Consider the following 14,009-nt stretch of genomic DNA (forward strand, 5'->3'; position numbering starts at 1 on the left):
TCTGGGCGTCATTGAAATCCCTTTGCTCGCGACAGGAGGAAAATATCGTTAGGAAACAACGTTGAGAGGCCGGCAAGGATACCCGACTGGCGCACGGGTCGCATCATTATGACATCACGCCGCCCGCCGGCGTTGCCGCGACCGTTCGTCGAACCTGTGAATTCCGGTAGTTTCCCTTGCCCTCGCTGGCGTCCCAGGATCGGGATTTCCTGTGTTCGCCGGGAGGATCCTGGCGTGTCCACGACCAGCCTCTGCCCCTCCGCCACGCGGGAACACGGTCCCGGCGCGAAACGCGTCCTGCCTCTGCTGTTCCTTACCTGCCTGCTGGATGCCGCTGGCGTCGGCCTGATCGTGCCCCTGCTGCCGACGCTGATCGGCAGCGTGGCGCCGCTGGCGGTCCGCGACGCGGCCACCTGGGGCGCCGCCCTGGTGATGACCTTCGCGTTGCTGCAATTGTTCTTTTCGCCGGTCCTCGGCAGCCTCAGCGACCGCTTCGGACGCCGCCCCGTCCTGGTCCTGGCGATGCTCGGCTTCGCCCTCAGCTATCTGCTGCTGGCGCTGGCCGACAGCCTCTGGATGCTGTTCCTCGGTCGCGCGCTGGCCGGGCTCACCGGCGCCAGCGTGGCCACCGCGATGGCCTGCGCGGCGGACCTCGGCACGCACGGGCAGCGCACCCGGCACTTCGGCTGGCTGTACGCCGGCCTCGCCCTGGGCATGATCCTCGGCCCCGCCCTCGGTGGGCTGCTGGCGGTGCACGGCACGACGCTGCCGCTGTTGTTGGCCGCCGGCCTGTGCCTGCTCAACGCCCTGCTCGCCGGCCTGTTCCTCGAGGAAACCCTGCCCCCCGCGCAACGCCGCCGCCTGGATCCGAGGCGGATGAACGCCTTGCGCTCGATCAGCGGCCTGGCTCGGCAACCGGGGGTCGGACGCCTGCTGGCGGTGCTTGCCCTGGTATTCCTCGGCTTGCAGGCGGTGATGGTGGTCTGGCCGTTCTTCGTGATCGAGAAGTTTCACTGGAGCAGCGCCTGGATCGGCTACTCGCTGGCCCTCTACGGCGTGCTCGCGGTGCTCGCCCAGACCCTCGGCGTGAACCTCTGCAAGCGGCGCCTGGACGACGCTCGCCTGCTGCGCCTGGGCCTCGCCCTGCAAGGCTGCGGCCTGCTGCTGTTCGCCCTGGTCGACTCGTCGTTCTGGCTGGTCTGCGCGCTGCTGCCCTTCGCGCTCGGCAGCCTCGCCACCCCGGCCATGCAGGGGCTGCTCTCGGCCCGCGTGCCGGTCGACCGCCAGGGCGAGTTGCAGGGCGTGCTGAGCAGCCTGATGAGCCTCGCCGCGATCATCGGTCCGCCACTGATGAGCGGCCTGTTCCACTGGGGCAGCGGTCCGCTCGCGCCAGTGCCCCTGGCCGGCGCGCCATTCCTCGCCGGCGCCCTTCTCGTCCTGGCCGGGCTGGTCCTGGCCTGGCAACTTCGACCTACGGGAGAAGAACGATCATGGACCGGATAGACATGGGCGTGCTGGTGGTACTGTTCAATCCTGGCGACGACGACCTGGAACACCTTGGCGAACTGGCGGCGGCGTTTCCGCAACTGCGCTTCCTCGCCGTCGACAACTCACCGCACAGCGATCCGCAGCGCAATGCCCGGCTGCGCGGGCAAGGCATCGCTGTGCTGCACCACGGCAACCGGCAGGGCATCGCCGGCGCCTTCAACCAGGGGCTAGACGCGCTGTTTCGGCGTGGCGTGCAGGGTGTGCTGCTGCTCGATCAGGACTCCCGTCCCGGCGGCGCCTTCCTCGCCGCCCAGTGGCGCAACCTGCAGGCGCGCAACGGTCAGGCCTGCCTGCTCGGCCCACGGATCTTCGACCGGGGTGACCGGCGCTTCCTGCCGGCCATCCATCTCGACGGACTGACGCTCAGGCAATTGTCTCTGGACGGCCTGACGACCCCACAGCGCACCTCGTTCCTGATCTCCTCCGGCTGCCTGCTGACCCGCGAGGCCTACCAGCGCCTCGGCCACTTCGACGAGGAACTGTTCATCGACCACGTGGACACCGAGTACAGCCTGCGCGCCCAGGCGCTGGACGTGCCCCTGTACGTCGACCCGCGGCTGGTCCTCGAGCACCGCATCGGCACGCGCAAGACCCGCCGCCTCGGCGGTCTCAGCCTCAGCGCGATGAACCACGCCCCGCTGCGCCGCTACTACCTGGCGCGCAACGGCCTGCTGGTCCTGCGCCGCTACGCCCGGTCCTCGCCGCTGGCCCTGCTGGCGAACCTGCCGACCCTGACCCAGGGCCTCGCGGTGCTCCTGCTCGAACGCGACAAGCTGCTCAAGCTGCGCTGCCTGGGCTGGGGCCTGTGGGACGGCCTGCGGGGGCGCGGCGGCGCACTGGAGCGCAACCGCCCGCGCCTGCTGAAGCGCCTCGCCGGTCCGGCCGTGGCGTCCGTAGCTTCCGGCAAGGCCAAGGCCTAGTCGGCGAAACGCATTCCCGCATAGGGCGCTTGCCGGCACGCCGCGAGCCGGCTGCGCAGGTCGCCGACGTGGGCCTCCAGGCGATGGCCGTCCGGGTCGAGGAAGTAGAACGAATCGCCCTCGCTGCGGTTCTGCTTCCATTCGCGCACGCCATGCGCGCGCAGCTGCGCGGCGAAGCGGGCGAAGTCCGCGGCGGCGATGCCGAAGGCGTAGTGCGTGTAGTCCGCGGCCGGCCCGCCGTACTGCGGCTCCCGGGACAGGCACAGCCACAGCGAACCCAGTTCGAGATAGGCGCCCTGGTCCCAGCGCGCTTCCAGGCGAAAGCCGAGAAGATCGCGGTAGAAGGCGATGCTGGCCGGCAGGTCGGCGACCGCCAGGGTCAGGTGATTGAGACCGGTAAGCATGGGGGCTCCTTGCAAGGTGTGGCGGGAGGTCGATTCAGGCACGTCCCAGCCAGTCGCCGCGGATCATTTCCATCAGTTGGCGCAAGCCGGGTTGCGGCTGGCGTCGGCTCGGATAGTAGAGGCAGAACGGCGCGCCCATCGAGGTCCAGTCCGGCAATACCAGTTGCAGCCGGCCGCTACGCAGCTCCTCGGCGATTCCCACCTCCAGGCAGTAGGCCAGGCCGACACCGTCCAGGGCCGCGGCAACCGCCGTATTGCTTTCGTTGACGCTGAAGGGGCCGGGCACGTCGACCTCGACCATCCGCTCGCCGTCGCCCAGTTCCCATTTGTAGAACGAGTTGTCGCCCAGGCGCATGCGGATGCAGGCGTGCCGCAACAGGTCGTCCGGCCGCTGGGGCACGCCGTGGCGCGCCAGGTAATCGGGCGACGCGGCCACCACCCAGCGCAGCTCCCCGGTCAATGGCACCGCGACCATGTCCTGGGGCACCGTGCCGCCGTAACGGATGCCGGCGTCGTAGCCGTCGGCGACGATGTCGACCATGCGGTCCTCCACCGAAAGTTCCAGTTGCAGGTCCGGATACGCCTCGGTGAAGCGCCTGAGGACCGGCCCCAGCAGCAGCCGCGAGGCATCGCGCGGCACGTTCAGGCGCAGCCGGCCCACCGGCGAGGTGCGATAGGCATCGAGCTCGCCGAGCGCCTCGCCGATCACCTGGAAACCATCCTCCAGCTTGGCCGCCAGCGCGCTGCCGGCATCGGTCGGCACCACCGAACGGCTGGTACGGTTGAGCAGCTTCACCCCGAGCCGCGCCTCGAGGTTGCGCATGCTGTGGCTCAGCGCCGAGGTACTGACACCCAGTTCCTGGGCCGAGTGACGGAAGCTGCGGCGCCGGACGATGGTCATGAAGACGTTCAGGTCGGCGAGTTCGGAACGGGTGAAAGCCGGCATTCCAGGGCTCCTGGCAGTTCTCGGAGGTCAATGCAGCATTGAGCCACATTCAATCTCGGGTGATCTAGAGTAATCGCTCCGTGCCGCCGAGCGCATTGCCGGCAAGCGTTTTCCCGATCTGCAGGAGTATTTCCATGAGCGTTGAAAGCATTCGCATCGAGGGTATCGACACGCCGGTCTCGCGCATCGGCCTCGGCACCTGGGCCATCGGCGGCTGGATGTGGGGCGGCGCTGACGACGCGACGTCGGTGGAAACCATCCGGCGTGCGGTGGAATCCGGGATCAACCTGATCGACACCGCGCCGGTCTATGGCTTCGGCCATTCCGAAGAGGTCGTCGGCAAGGCCTTGCAGGGCCTGCGCGACAAGGCGGTGATCGCCACCAAGGCGGCGCTGGAGTGGAGCGACGCGGGCATCCACCGCAACGCCTCCGCCGCACGCATCCGCCGGGAGGTCGAGGACTCGCTGCGGCGGCTGAAGACCGATCGCATCGACCTGTACCAGATCCACTGGCCGGACCCGCTGGTGGCGCACGAGGAGACCGCCGGCGAACTGGAGCGCCTGCGCCGCGACGGCAAGATCCTCGCCATCGGCGTGAGCAACTATTCGCCGGAACAGATGGACGGGTTCCGCCAGTTCGCTCCGCTGGCCAGCGTGCAGCCGCCCTACAACCTGTTCGAGCGCGCCATCGACGCCGACGTGTTGCCCTACGCCGAGCGTAACGGCATCGTCGTGCTGGCCTACGGAGCGCTGTGCCGCGGCCTGCTTTCCGGACGGATGAACGCCGAGACCCGCTTCGATGGTGACGACCTGCGCAAGTCCGACCCGAAGTTCCAGCAGCCCCGCTTCGCCCAGTACCTGGCAGCGGTCGCGCAACTGGAGGAACTGGCTCGCGAGCGCTATGGCAAGTCGGTGCTGGCCCTGGCCATCCGCTGGATTCTCGATCGCGGCCCTACGGTGGCGCTGTGGGGGGCGCGCAAGCCGGAGCAGTTGAACGGCATCGCCGACGCCTTCGGCTGGCGCCTGGACGACGAGGCCATGGCCCGCATCGAGCGGATCCTCGCCGAGACCATCCAGGATCCGGTCGGTCCCGAGTTCATGGCGCCGCCCAGCCGCAACGCCTGATCGGACGGCCGGGGCGGCAACGCCCCTGGCCGCTGGCCTGACGGAGCGGCGGAAGGCAAAATGGCGGTTTTTCTCAAGGACTGCCGGATCAGTTATGGAAAACGTCTACAAGACCCCGGAAGCGCCCCTGGTGGAAACCCGCGGCGCGAAGCGGGCGCATTTCTTCGTCACCTCGCTGGGCAAGATGAGCGTGCTCTTCCTCGTCACCCTGGGGCTCTACGGCGTGTACTGGATGTACAAGCACTGGAAGGCCCAGCAACCGCAGATGGAGCGGCGGATCAGCCCGGTATGGCGGGCGATCTTCGGCATCTTCTTTTTCCACGCCCTCGCCCGGCGGATCCACCAGGCCCTGCCGGAAGAGCGCCAGGCACTATGGAGCCCGAGCAAGGATGCGACCTGGGCGGTGCTGCTGACGGTCGCGGCGAACCTGATCAGCCACCTCACCGACGTGGTCCCCGCGCTGGAGCCCTACTCGCTGCCCTCGCTCCTGCTGCTGCTCACGCCGCTTATCCCGATGCGCAACATCCAGCGCCAGGCCAACCTCGCCAGCGGCGACCCGCAGGGCACGGGCAACGCCGGCTATTCGGGCTACAACCTGCTGTTCATCGTGCTCGGCGCGCTCTACTGGCTGCTGATCCTGATCGGTTCCGCGGTGATCCTCTTCGGCTCGTCCCAGGGCTGAGCCGCCTCAGCCGGGAAACGCCCGGCGCAACAGTTCGGGCAGCACCTCGCCGGCCGGACCGACGAGACAGTGTTCGCGCGGATGGCGGGTGCGCACCGGTTGCGGGTTCACATGCACGACGCTGGCACCGTGCTCCAGCGCCAGTCCGGGTATCCGCGCCGCCGGCTGCACCACGCCGGAAGTGCCGACGCTGAGCAACAGGTCGCACTCGCAGGCCGCGGCGAAAGCCTCGCGCAGCGCCGCCTCGGGCAGCGCCTCGCCGAACCAGACCACGCCCGGCCGGACCTGTCCGCCGCAGGCCGGACAACGCGGCGGCTCGATCCGTCGTCCCTCTTCCGGCTCGACCGAATCGGGCAAGGCGTCCCGGTAGGCTGCCGCGCAGGTTGCGCAACGCGGCGCGTGCAGGCTGCCATGCAGGTGAAGGACGTCGCGGCTGCCGGCGCGTTCATGCAGATCGTCGACGTTCTGGGTGACCAGCCGGGTGTCGGCGATTCGTCCGCTCAATGCGGCAATCGCCCGGTGCGCGGGATTCGGCTGGACACCCAGCACCTTCAGGCGGCGCCACTCGTACCAGCCCCAGACCAGCGCGGGATCGTCGGCGAAGGCCGCGGGCGTGGCCAGGGCCGCCGGATCGTAGCGCGCCCAGAGACCGCCAAGGGCATCGCGGAAGGTGGGAATCCCGCTTTCCGCCGACACCCCGGCGCCCGTGAAGATCACCAGGCGGCGGGCGCCGGCGAGCAGTTCGACGACAGCGCGCATCTCGCTCCTCCGCTTACAGCGCGGACAACGCGCGGTATTCGTCCTGGGCATGCTGGTCGGTCATGCCGCTGACGAAATCCTGGAGCATGCGGCAGCGGTGGTAGAACTCCCACTGCCGCTGCAACGGGTCCTCCGCCACACCTTTCATGGCCTCCAGGTAAGCCTTGATCTGCTGGCTCGGCAGGCGCCGAACCAGCAGTTGCGGATGCGGCGCGGCGGCCTGGCGACCTTCGGCGAGGGCCTGGAACTCCTCGGCCGGCAGGCGCAGCAGCGGCGCGTAGAAATCCAGCAGGCCCTGGATGATGCGGTAGCCCTGCAATTCCAGGGTTTCCACCTCCGGATGGCAGAACACCCATTCCATGGCCACGTCCTTGAACGTCTGGACGATGGCGTGCGGCAGGCTGCCGTCCTCCATCAGCGCGCGGCCGAGGGTGCCGGCATGAACCGCTTCGAGGTTGTCGATGAACTGCTGGGCGGCGTGCTGGACCAGCGGGTGGATCATTTTCACCCGCAGGCGGATGAAGAATTCGCTGACCTTGTTGATCGGCTCCCGCTCGGCCTTTTCCAGCGAGTAGTCGACCATCCGCTGGAAGCTCATGTTGTCCGCGTCGCCGGGAATCGGTGCGTCCGGCGAATGGTGGACGGCAAACTTCTTCACCAGCAGATCCGCCAATTGACGGATGTCGAGGATGCCTTTTTCCACCGAGTCTTCGATATCGGCCAGGCAATAGGAGATATCGTCGGCCGCTTCCATGATGTAGGCCACAGGGTGGCGAGTGCCCGGGCGCATGCCGAGGACTTGGCGCAGTTCGTCGACGAAGGCTTCCTCGGAAAGATAGAAGCCCGGCTTCTTGTTCAGGTAGTGGTTCGCCGCTGCCTTGTCCGGCTTCGGCTCGTAGGCCGGACGCACGTACTTGAGCAGGCCGGCGGTCTGCGTGTAGGTGAGGTTCAGGCGCAGCAGCTTCACCACCAGGCGGATGGCCTGGGCGTTGCCTTCGAAATGCTTGAGGTCGGTGAGCATGCGCTGCTGCAACAGGCCGTCGCCCTGGCCCGGCGGTACGCGGCGCTCGAACAGGGCGTCGAGATTGCGTTCGAACCAATCGTTGATGGCGTACTCGCCGAAATGACCGAACGGCGGATTGCCGACGTCGTGCATCAGGCAGGCCATTTCCACCAGGCTTTCCAGCGCGCCTTCCAGCCCGTCCAGGCCGACCTCCGCGGCACGCGGGCCCAGTTGGCGGAACAGCGTGCGGACGATGAAACGCCCGGTCTGCTGCACTTCCAGGGAATGGGTCAGGCGGCTGCGCACCGCCGCGTTGCGCTCCAGCGGGAAGACCTGGGTCTTCTGCTGCAGGCGCCGCACGGCGGCGGAATTGACGATGCGCCCGCGGTCGCTTTCCAACTGGTAGACGATGTCTTGCAGATCGGTATTCCCGGCATGTCCGTAGGTTTCCCTGTCATGCGGACGCTGGCGGGATATCCGCTCCTTGAAATCCACGGCCCCTGGCATCTGGCGCTGTTCTCCACTCGGTCGGCTGCGAACCCCGAGCCTAGCGCGTGGCGGCGGTTTAACCAAGGTCGCGACAATCCGTCCCACTACCGTTCGCGATCCGCCCTCTTCCCCGGGCGGCGGCAACTGGCAGAATACCCCGCTCGGCACCAGCGACCCCCGCCGCAGAACGGGGGCGCCGCCAATCATGCGTGCGCCCATAGAAACAGGAACGTTCAGGGAGGTTCCGCATGAGCATCACATCCACCGACATCTGCCAGGCCGCCGATGCCCTCAAGGGGTTCGTCGGTTTCAACCGCAAGACCGGCCGCTACATCGTGCGTTTCAGCGAAGACTCCTTCGGCATGGACGTAGCCGACGACAGCATCACGCCCACCAGCGAGTTCGTCTGGAGTTCGGTACGCGACGACGTCATGCGCCTGGGCCGCGAGCAGTTGCAGATCCTGCTGGAACAGAACATCAACGAACGACTGAACATCGGCGAGCCGCTACTGGTCTATCTGCGCCGCCAGGACCTGCCGGAAATCACCGCACAACGCCAGTTGCGCTGAGCGCCGTCGATCGCCGCCCGCGCCGGGCGCTGCGCCACGCATTATGCTGGAAGCGTCCGCCGCCGTCCGGCGTCGCGGACGCCATCGGCCATCCGGCGCGCCACGCAGGTGCTGCGTGGGGAGGTGAACGCCATGAGCAAGGGACTGAACGCGAAGAAGGAAACTCGTAGGAAACCGCTGAAAACCGCCCAGGAGAAACGCCTGGCGAAACGAGCGAAAAAACACGCTCCGGCGGCGCCGCTCGGCACCCCATCGCGGAGCTGAGCCAGGCCGGAGCGGAGCCGCAGGCGCAACCGCTCAATCGTCCGCGGCGGGGTCCAGGTCGGGGAACAGCACCTCGATGAAGCCGAACTTGCTGAAGTCGGTGATTCGCGAGGGATACAGGCGGCCGATCAGGTGGTCGCACTCGTGCTGCACCACCCGCGCATGGAACCCTTCGACGCTGCGGTCGATCGGCTGTCCCTGCGGGTCCAGGCCCTGGTAGCGGATGCGCCGATGGCGCGATACCGCGCCGCGCAACCCCGGCACCGACAGGCAGCCCTCCCAGCCCTCTTCCATCTCGTCGTCCAGCGGGGTGATCCGCGGGTTCAGCAGGATGGTCGGCGGCACGGCCGGGGCGTCCGGATAGCGCTCGCTGCGCTCGAAACCGAAGATCACCAGTTGCAGGTCGACGCCGATCTGCGGCGCGGCCAGCCCTACCCCGCCGACGTGATGCATGGTTTCGAACATGTCGTCGATCAGCCGTTGCAGCTCCTCGCTGCCGAGCAGTTCGGACGGCACCGGCTGCGCAATGCGCAACAGGCGCTCGTCACCCATCTTGAGGATTTCCCGGATCATGCCGCCCCCTGATAAAGGTCAGTAACGTCCTACATGCTCAGCCAGAAAACCAGACAGGACAAGACGCAAAGAGCTTCCATCTCCGGCAATTGCGTCATTGGTTTGACACCGAACGGCTTTCTTTCCCGGCACATCCGGTAATATTCGCCGCACACCGACTACACTGGCCAGTCGTACCACCCCGCTACGTTTTCCTGGAGGAAACCTTTTTGCCTTCGTTGCCCACCTTGCAGCCCCTCGACCTCTACAGGCGCACCCTGGCCTGCCTGGTCCTGGCGGTTTCCTGCCTGGGCGGCGGAGGCCTGTGGGCGGACGACGCACGGACGTCGGTCGAGCAACGCAGCAACGCGGTCAGCCAGGTTCTGCTGGGCATATTCAGCTACGTGCGCTGGCCGAAGGAACCGGCGGTTCTGCAACTCTGCGTGGTCGGCCCGACCGAGTACGCCGACGGCCTGCTCCGCGGCATGGTGCAGGCCAATGGCAGGCGCGTGCATGCGGAACGCCGCGCGGTGGACAACCCGGACCTCGGCACGCTCTGCAACGTGATCTACCTCGGAGTGGTCGACGAGCGCGAGCGCCAGCAGGTGTTCCGCAGCCTGGCCGGGCATCCGGTCCTGTCCATCAGCGAGCGTGGCACCGAATGCAGCGTCGGCAGCATGTTCTGCCTCAACGTCGGCGGTCCGCGCATCACCTTCGAGGCCAATCTCGACTCCATCGCCCGCAGCGGCGTACGCGTGCACCCGAGCGTATTGAAACTGGCAAGGCGGCAGGCCACTCCGTGATGAACCGTCGTCGTCGCTATACGGGTTCCAATCCATCGCTGCGCCGGGTGCTCTATCGCGCGCACCTGGGCGTGGCGCTGGTCGCGGTATTCACCGCCGGGCTGGCAGTGACCCTGGTCGGCCTGCTGACCCTGCGCGCCTACGCGGACCCCAACCAGCAACTGATCGCCCGTTCCATCAGCTATACCGTCGAAGCCGCGGTGGTCTTCGGCGATGCCCAGGCCGCCGAGGAATCCCTGGCGCTGATCGCCTCCAGCGAAGAGGTCTCCAGCGCCATCGTCTACGACCGCCAGGGGCAGCCCCTGGCCAGCTGGCATCGGGAAAGCACCGGGCCGCTGCACCTGCTGGAACAGCAACTGGCGCACTGGCTGCTCAGCGCGCCGACCGAACAACCGATCCTGCACGACGGCCAGAAGATCGGTTCGGTGGAGGTGAAAGGCTCCGGCGGCAGCCTGCTGCGCTTCCTGCTCACCGGTTTCGCCGGCATGGTCCTGTGCCTGCTGCTTACCGCCCTGGGCGCCTTCTACCTGTCACGGCGGCTGGTACGCGGTATCGTCGGCCCGCTCGACCAACTGGCGAAGGTCGCGCATACCGTGCGCCGCGAACGGGATTTCGAGAAGCGCGTACCGGAAGCCGGCATCGCCGAGCTGAGCCAACTGGGCGAGGACTTCAACGCCCTGCTTGACGAACTCGAATCCTGGCAGGCGCGCTTGCAGGACGAGAACGCCTCGCTGGCGCACCAGGCCCACCACGACAGCCTGACCAGCCTGCCCAACCGCGCCTTCTTCGAAGGCCGCCTGAGCCGGGCGCTGCGCGATGCCAGCGAGCACCGCGAGCAATTGGCGGTACTGTTCATCGACAGCGACCGTTTCAAGGAGATCAACGACCGCCTCGGCCATGCCGCCGGCGACACCGTGCTGGTCAACATCGCCATGCGCATCCGTGGGCAGTTGCGCGAAAGCGACCTGGTGGCGCGCCTGGGTGGCGACGAATTCGCCGTGCTGCTCGCACCGCTGGCGTCCGGCGCCGACGCCCTGCGCATCGCCGACAACATCATCGCCAGCATGCAGGCGCCGATCCGGCTCAGCGACGGCAGCACGGTGAGTACCTCGCTGACCATCGGCATCGCCCTCTATCCCGAGCACGCGGATACCCCGGCGGCGCTGCTCCACGACGCCGACATGGCGATGTACATCGCCAAGCGCCAGGCCCGCGGCAGCCGGCGCCTGGCGGAACTCAACGACCCCCGCATCCTTCAGGAAGAAAAGGAGATAGACAGTGCTACCCCAGAGGCTCCACCCAAGTAGATTGCTCGCCCTCGCCCTGTTCAGCCTTGTGCTGGGCCTGGCCGGTTGCCAGACCAAGCCGCCGCAGACCGGCCTGAGCGCCGAGCAGATCGCCGTGCTCCAGGAGCAGGGCTTCGAACTCCGCGACGAAGGCTGGGAGTTCGGCATGTCGAGCAAGGTGCTGTTCGGCAACAATCTCGACCGTCTCAATCCCGACAGCCGCAACACCCTGACGAAGATCGCCCACGCCTTGCTCGCGGTAGACATCGACAAGGTCCGCCTGGAAGGCCACACCGACAACTACGGCGACGAAGGCTACAACCAGAAGCTCTCCGAACGGCGCGCCGAATCGGTGGCCGCGGTGTTCCGCGAAGCCGGCATGCCGGCGGCCAACATCGAGGTCCGCGGCCTGGGCATGAGCAAGCCGGTGGCCGATAACAAGACCCGCGCCGGCCGCAGCGAGAACCGCCGCGTCGCCATCATCGTTCCCGCCGAGTAATCCTGCGCTCGCGGGCTGCGTACGGCCCACCCGTACCTGGCCCGTCCATCGCCCGGCCCCGCCGCCACCCCGCTTCCGGCCTATGTTGAAGGAAGAAGCCAGCAGACCGGCGTACCGGCCGCCGCTGCCGCGGATGCTAGACTGAATGCTGCGCAAGAAACCGACAATCCCGGCCGACCTGCCGTTTGCGGGTGCTCCGGGATTCACCGACAGGGGGTATCGACCTTTGCCTGTTCGCCCAAGGAACAGGCCGTCAGACGATGGGAGGCATGCCATGAACCGGCATTACTACATCAGCGACAACCTCGACGAGCTGGAACGGCTCGAAGCCGAACTGGAAGCCAGCGGCATCGCCACCGAGCAGATCCACGTCCTCAGCGAAAAGGACGCGGAGACCGGCCAGCGCCATCTGCACGAAGTCTCTCCGTTCATGAAGAAGGATGTGGTCCGCTCCGGCCGTGTCGGCCTGCTGGTCGGCCTCGTCCTGGCCATCGTCGCCGTGGCCTTCGCCTATGCCAGCGGCTGGACGGAAACCGCCGCCGGCTGGATTCCGGTGATCTTCCTCGGCGCCGTGCTCTGCGCGTTCTGCCTGTGGGAAGGCAGCTTCTTCGGCCTGCAGCGCACCAACCGCGCCTTCCGCCCCTTCGAAGAACGCCTGCACCAGGGGCAGCACCTGTTCTTCGTCGATGTGAAGAACGCCCAGGAGCCGATCCTGGTCAACGTGGTCAGCCACCACCCGCGCCTGCAGGACGCCGGCACCGGCCCCGCGGTCTCTCCGCTGCTGCTGGGCTGGCAGCAACGCTGGCGGCAGTTCCGGCGGATGGTCTGAGCGGCGGGGCCTGCGCACCGCGCAGGTCCTGCGCCGTCCCTCCGGCTGCTAGAATATCCGGCTACCCGCCCGCCATCCCGGCCGGCGCGGCCCGTCAGGAAACTCCATGAAACTCGATAAAGCGGCAGCCATCGCACAGCTCAACCAGGCCTTGGGCATGTCCGTGCTGGATGCCGGCAACACCCTGCTCGCCCGCTTCAACAAGAGCAAGAATGTCTGGTGGTTCGATATTCCGCTCAGCCAACTGAAGGCCGGCAAGTTCCTCAACCTGCTGCTGGCGAACCCGGCCGGCGATGCAGTGGAGCACCTGAAGGTGCCCACCGGTTTCCTTCGCCAGCAGCAGGACAGCCTGGAACTGCGCGACAAGAACGCCCGCCGGCCGACCCTCAGCCTGGAGCTGAGCGCGGACCCCGGCAAGCGCCTGCGCGACGTCCGCCCCGGCGGCGCTGGCCTGGACTTCGCCCCGTTCCTCCAGCCCTGAGCGGAAACCTCAGCGCGGCAGTTCGATGCGTTCCGGGTGGATCAGGATCAGGCCTTTCTTGTAGAGACCGCCGATGGCCTTCTTGAAGGTCCCCTTGCTGACCCCGAAGAGCCGGTGGATATCTTCCGGCGAACTCTTGTCGCTGAGCGGCAGGCTGCCGCCGGCCTCCAGCAGCCGGGCGAGAATCTGCTGGCTCAGCTCGACGGCGGCCTCGGCGCCGACCGGCTGCAGGCTCAGGGCGATCTTGCCGTCCGCGCGCAATTCCTTGATGTAGCCCTGTTCGCGCATGCCGCTGCGGAGGTACTTGAACGCCTCGTTCTTGTGGATCAGGCCCCAGTGCTTGCCCTCGATGATCGCCTTGAAGCCCATCTCGGTACGCTCCACCACCAGCAGGTCGACCGCCTGGCCGACGCTGTAGCGCGGCGGCAGGTTGTCCAACTGCCGGTCCAGGCGCGCGGTGGCGGTGATGCGGTTGGTGCGCTTGTCCAGGTAGACGTAGACCACGCAGTAGTCGCCGACCTGCAACGGACGCTTTTCTTCCGAATGCGGCAGCAGCAGGTCCTTGGGCAGGCCCCAGTCGAGGAACAGGCCGATCCGGTTGATCTCCACGACCTTCAGGCTGGCGAAACCGCCGACCTGGACCTTGGGCGTCTGGGTGGTGGCGATCAGGCGGTCGTCGCTGTCCAGGTAGATGAACACGTTGAGCCAGTCGCCCACTTCGCTGGGCTGGTCCTTCGGCACATAGCGCTTGGGCAGGAGGATCTCGCCGTGCTGGGTACCGTCGAGATAGAGCCCGAACTCCGTGTGCTTGACCACCTGCAGTGAATTGAAACGCCCGATGACCGCCATGT

General features: G+C 67.3%; 17 protein-coding genes. 11 read left to right on the forward strand and 6 right to left on the reverse strand.

From position 1 onward, the window contains the following. The first annotated feature begins 234 nt into the window (after nt 1–234). Together HMPREF2914_RS03990 and HMPREF2914_RS03995 are read left to right on the forward strand one after the other, a co-directional pair. A complete protein-coding gene (locus HMPREF2914_RS03990; protein ID WP_023092117.1) occupies nt 235–1,503 on the forward strand; it encodes a TCR/Tet family MFS transporter in 1,269 nt (422 codons plus the stop codon). Beyond that, nucleotides 1,491–2,468: a rhamnosyltransferase gene (locus tag HMPREF2914_RS03995; protein ID WP_003082283.1), complete on the forward strand. Its 978-nt coding sequence runs from the start codon at nt 1,491–1,493 to the stop codon at nt 2,466–2,468. The genes HMPREF2914_RS03990 and HMPREF2914_RS03995 overlap by 13 nt, the downstream gene beginning before the upstream one ends. On the opposite strand, the gene HMPREF2914_RS04000 is transcribed toward HMPREF2914_RS03995, so the two are convergent. After that, nucleotides 2,465–2,872, reverse strand: a complete 408-nt coding sequence (locus HMPREF2914_RS04000) for a FosA family fosfomycin resistance glutathione transferase (protein ID WP_003082280.1) — start codon at nt 2,870–2,872, stop codon at nt 2,465–2,467. The genes HMPREF2914_RS03995 and HMPREF2914_RS04000 overlap by 4 nt on opposite strands. Nucleotides 2,873–2,906: 34 nt before the next feature. After that, on the reverse strand, nt 2,907–3,818 hold the full coding sequence (locus tag HMPREF2914_RS04005; RefSeq protein ID WP_003086503.1) for a LysR family transcriptional regulator: 912 nt from the start codon (nt 3,816–3,818) through the stop codon (nt 2,907–2,909). Between the two features lie 134 nt (nt 3,819–3,952). Here HMPREF2914_RS04005 and HMPREF2914_RS04010 point away from each other — a divergent pair, with 134 nt between their 5' ends. Both HMPREF2914_RS04010 and HMPREF2914_RS04015 read left to right on the forward strand, forming a co-directional pair. After that, nucleotides 3,953–4,942, forward strand: a complete 990-nt coding sequence (locus tag HMPREF2914_RS04010) for an aldo/keto reductase (RefSeq protein WP_003082273.1) — start codon at nt 3,953–3,955, stop codon at nt 4,940–4,942. Nucleotides 4,943–5,036: 94 nt separating this feature from the next. Further along, nucleotides 5,037–5,624 carry a DUF4234 domain-containing protein gene (locus tag HMPREF2914_RS04015; protein WP_003082271.1) on the forward strand — a complete coding sequence of 196 codons (588 nt, stop codon included), beginning with the start codon at nt 5,037–5,039 and terminating at the stop codon, nt 5,622–5,624. A 6-nt stretch (nt 5,625–5,630) separates the two neighbouring features. On the opposite strand, the gene HMPREF2914_RS04020 is transcribed toward HMPREF2914_RS04015, so the two are convergent. After that, nucleotides 5,631–6,383: an SIR2 family NAD-dependent protein deacylase gene (locus tag HMPREF2914_RS04020; protein ID WP_003086499.1), complete on the reverse strand. Its 753-nt coding sequence runs from the start codon at nt 6,381–6,383 to the stop codon at nt 5,631–5,633. A 13-nt stretch (nt 6,384–6,396) separates the two neighbouring features. Continuing rightward, nucleotides 6,397–7,893, reverse strand: coding sequence for a dGTPase (dgt, locus tag HMPREF2914_RS04025; protein WP_003109104.1), 1,497 nt, complete (start codon nt 7,891–7,893; stop codon nt 6,397–6,399). Between the two features lie 230 nt (nt 7,894–8,123). Here dgt and HMPREF2914_RS04030 point away from each other — a divergent pair, with 230 nt between their 5' ends. Further along, nucleotides 8,124–8,444: a DUF2025 family protein gene (locus HMPREF2914_RS04030; RefSeq protein WP_003082265.1), complete on the forward strand. Its 321-nt coding sequence runs from the start codon at nt 8,124–8,126 to the stop codon at nt 8,442–8,444. A 132-nt stretch (nt 8,445–8,576) separates the two neighbouring features. Then, nucleotides 8,577–8,708: a hypothetical protein gene (locus HMPREF2914_RS32895; protein WP_003086493.1), complete on the forward strand. Its 132-nt coding sequence runs from the start codon at nt 8,577–8,579 to the stop codon at nt 8,706–8,708. A 33-nt stretch (nt 8,709–8,741) separates the two neighbouring features. Here the strand turns inward: HMPREF2914_RS32895 and def are convergent, their stop codons facing one another. Beyond that, a complete protein-coding gene (gene def / locus HMPREF2914_RS04035) occupies nt 8,742–9,281 on the reverse strand; it encodes a peptide deformylase (RefSeq protein WP_023092118.1) in 540 nt (179 codons plus the stop codon). A gap of 209 nt (nt 9,282–9,490) precedes the next feature. On the opposite strand from def, the gene yfiR reads away from it, so the two are divergent. From yfiR to HMPREF2914_RS04060, 5 genes are all read left to right on the forward strand, one after another. Beyond that, entirely contained in the window at nt 9,491–10,063 is a 573-nt protein-coding gene (gene yfiR / locus HMPREF2914_RS04040; RefSeq protein ID WP_003082257.1) for a small colony variant regulatory diguanylate cyclase inhibitor YfiR, read from the forward strand. Next, nucleotides 10,063–11,370, forward strand: a complete 1,308-nt coding sequence (tpbB, locus tag HMPREF2914_RS04045) for a small colony variant regulatory network diguanylate cyclase TpbB (protein ID WP_003116327.1) — start codon at nt 10,063–10,065, stop codon at nt 11,368–11,370. Before yfiR ends, tpbB begins: the two co-directional genes overlap by 1 nt. Further along, the gene (locus HMPREF2914_RS04050) at nt 11,342–11,848 is read left to right on the forward strand and encodes a small colony variant regulatory network protein YfiB (protein WP_003133895.1); all 507 of its coding nucleotides are present in this window, start codon (nt 11,342–11,344) and stop codon (nt 11,846–11,848) included. Before tpbB ends, HMPREF2914_RS04050 begins: the two co-directional genes overlap by 29 nt. A 274-nt stretch (nt 11,849–12,122) precedes the next feature. Then, complete coding sequence (locus HMPREF2914_RS04055) at nt 12,123–12,677, forward strand: magnesium transporter (protein WP_003109108.1); 555 nt, start codon at nt 12,123–12,125, stop codon at nt 12,675–12,677. Between the two features lie 106 nt (nt 12,678–12,783). Then, nucleotides 12,784–13,158, forward strand: a complete 375-nt coding sequence (locus HMPREF2914_RS04060; RefSeq protein ID WP_003082252.1) for a hypothetical protein — start codon at nt 12,784–12,786, stop codon at nt 13,156–13,158. 9 nt (nt 13,159–13,167) lie between these two features. Here HMPREF2914_RS04060 and HMPREF2914_RS04065 read toward each other — a convergent pair whose 3' ends face one another. Next, a complete protein-coding gene (locus HMPREF2914_RS04065; protein WP_023092119.1) occupies nt 13,168–14,007 on the reverse strand; it encodes a CvfB family protein in 840 nt (279 codons plus the stop codon). Nucleotides 14,008–14,009: the final 2 nt, after the last annotated feature.

Source organism: Pseudomonas sp. HMSC067G02 (genome assembly GCF_001813485.1).
GTDB classification, from domain to species: Bacteria; Pseudomonadota; Gammaproteobacteria; order Pseudomonadales; family Pseudomonadaceae; genus Pseudomonas; species Pseudomonas aeruginosa.

What these genes read in the sequence shown, in the direction of transcription:
- HMPREF2914_RS03995 (WP_003082283.1), top strand. Translation starts at nt 1,491, where the DNA reads ATGGACCGGATAGACATGGGCGTGCTGGTGGTACTGTTCAATCCTGGC.
- HMPREF2914_RS04000 (WP_003082280.1), bottom strand. Translation starts at nt 2,872, where the DNA reads ATGCTTACCGGTCTCAATCACCTGACCCTGGCGGTCGCCGACCTGCCG.
- HMPREF2914_RS04005 (WP_003086503.1), bottom strand. Translation starts at nt 3,818, where the DNA reads ATGCCGGCTTTCACCCGTTCCGAACTCGCCGACCTGAACGTCTTCATG.
- HMPREF2914_RS04010 (WP_003082273.1), top strand. Translation starts at nt 3,953, where the DNA reads ATGAGCGTTGAAAGCATTCGCATCGAGGGTATCGACACGCCGGTCTCG.
- HMPREF2914_RS04015 (WP_003082271.1), top strand. Translation starts at nt 5,037, where the DNA reads ATGGAAAACGTCTACAAGACCCCGGAAGCGCCCCTGGTGGAAACCCGC.
- HMPREF2914_RS04020 (WP_003086499.1), bottom strand. Translation starts at nt 6,383, where the DNA reads ATGCGCGCTGTCGTCGAACTGCTCGCCGGCGCCCGCCGCCTGGTGATC.
- dgt (WP_003109104.1), bottom strand. Translation starts at nt 7,893, where the DNA reads ATGCCAGGGGCCGTGGATTTCAAGGAGCGGATATCCCGCCAGCGTCCG.
- HMPREF2914_RS04030 (WP_003082265.1), top strand. Translation starts at nt 8,124, where the DNA reads ATGAGCATCACATCCACCGACATCTGCCAGGCCGCCGATGCCCTCAAG.
- HMPREF2914_RS32895 (WP_003086493.1), top strand. Translation starts at nt 8,577, where the DNA reads ATGAGCAAGGGACTGAACGCGAAGAAGGAAACTCGTAGGAAACCGCTG.
- def (WP_023092118.1), bottom strand. Translation starts at nt 9,281, where the DNA reads ATGATCCGGGAAATCCTCAAGATGGGTGACGAGCGCCTGTTGCGCATT.
- tpbB (WP_003116327.1), top strand. Translation starts at nt 10,063, where the DNA reads ATGAACCGTCGTCGTCGCTATACGGGTTCCAATCCATCGCTGCGCCGG.
- HMPREF2914_RS04055 (WP_003109108.1), top strand. Translation starts at nt 12,123, where the DNA reads ATGAACCGGCATTACTACATCAGCGACAACCTCGACGAGCTGGAACGG.
- HMPREF2914_RS04060 (WP_003082252.1), top strand. Translation starts at nt 12,784, where the DNA reads ATGAAACTCGATAAAGCGGCAGCCATCGCACAGCTCAACCAGGCCTTG.
- HMPREF2914_RS04065 (WP_023092119.1), bottom strand. Translation starts at nt 14,007, where the DNA reads ATGGCGGTCATCGGGCGTTTCAATTCACTGCAGGTGGTCAAGCACACG.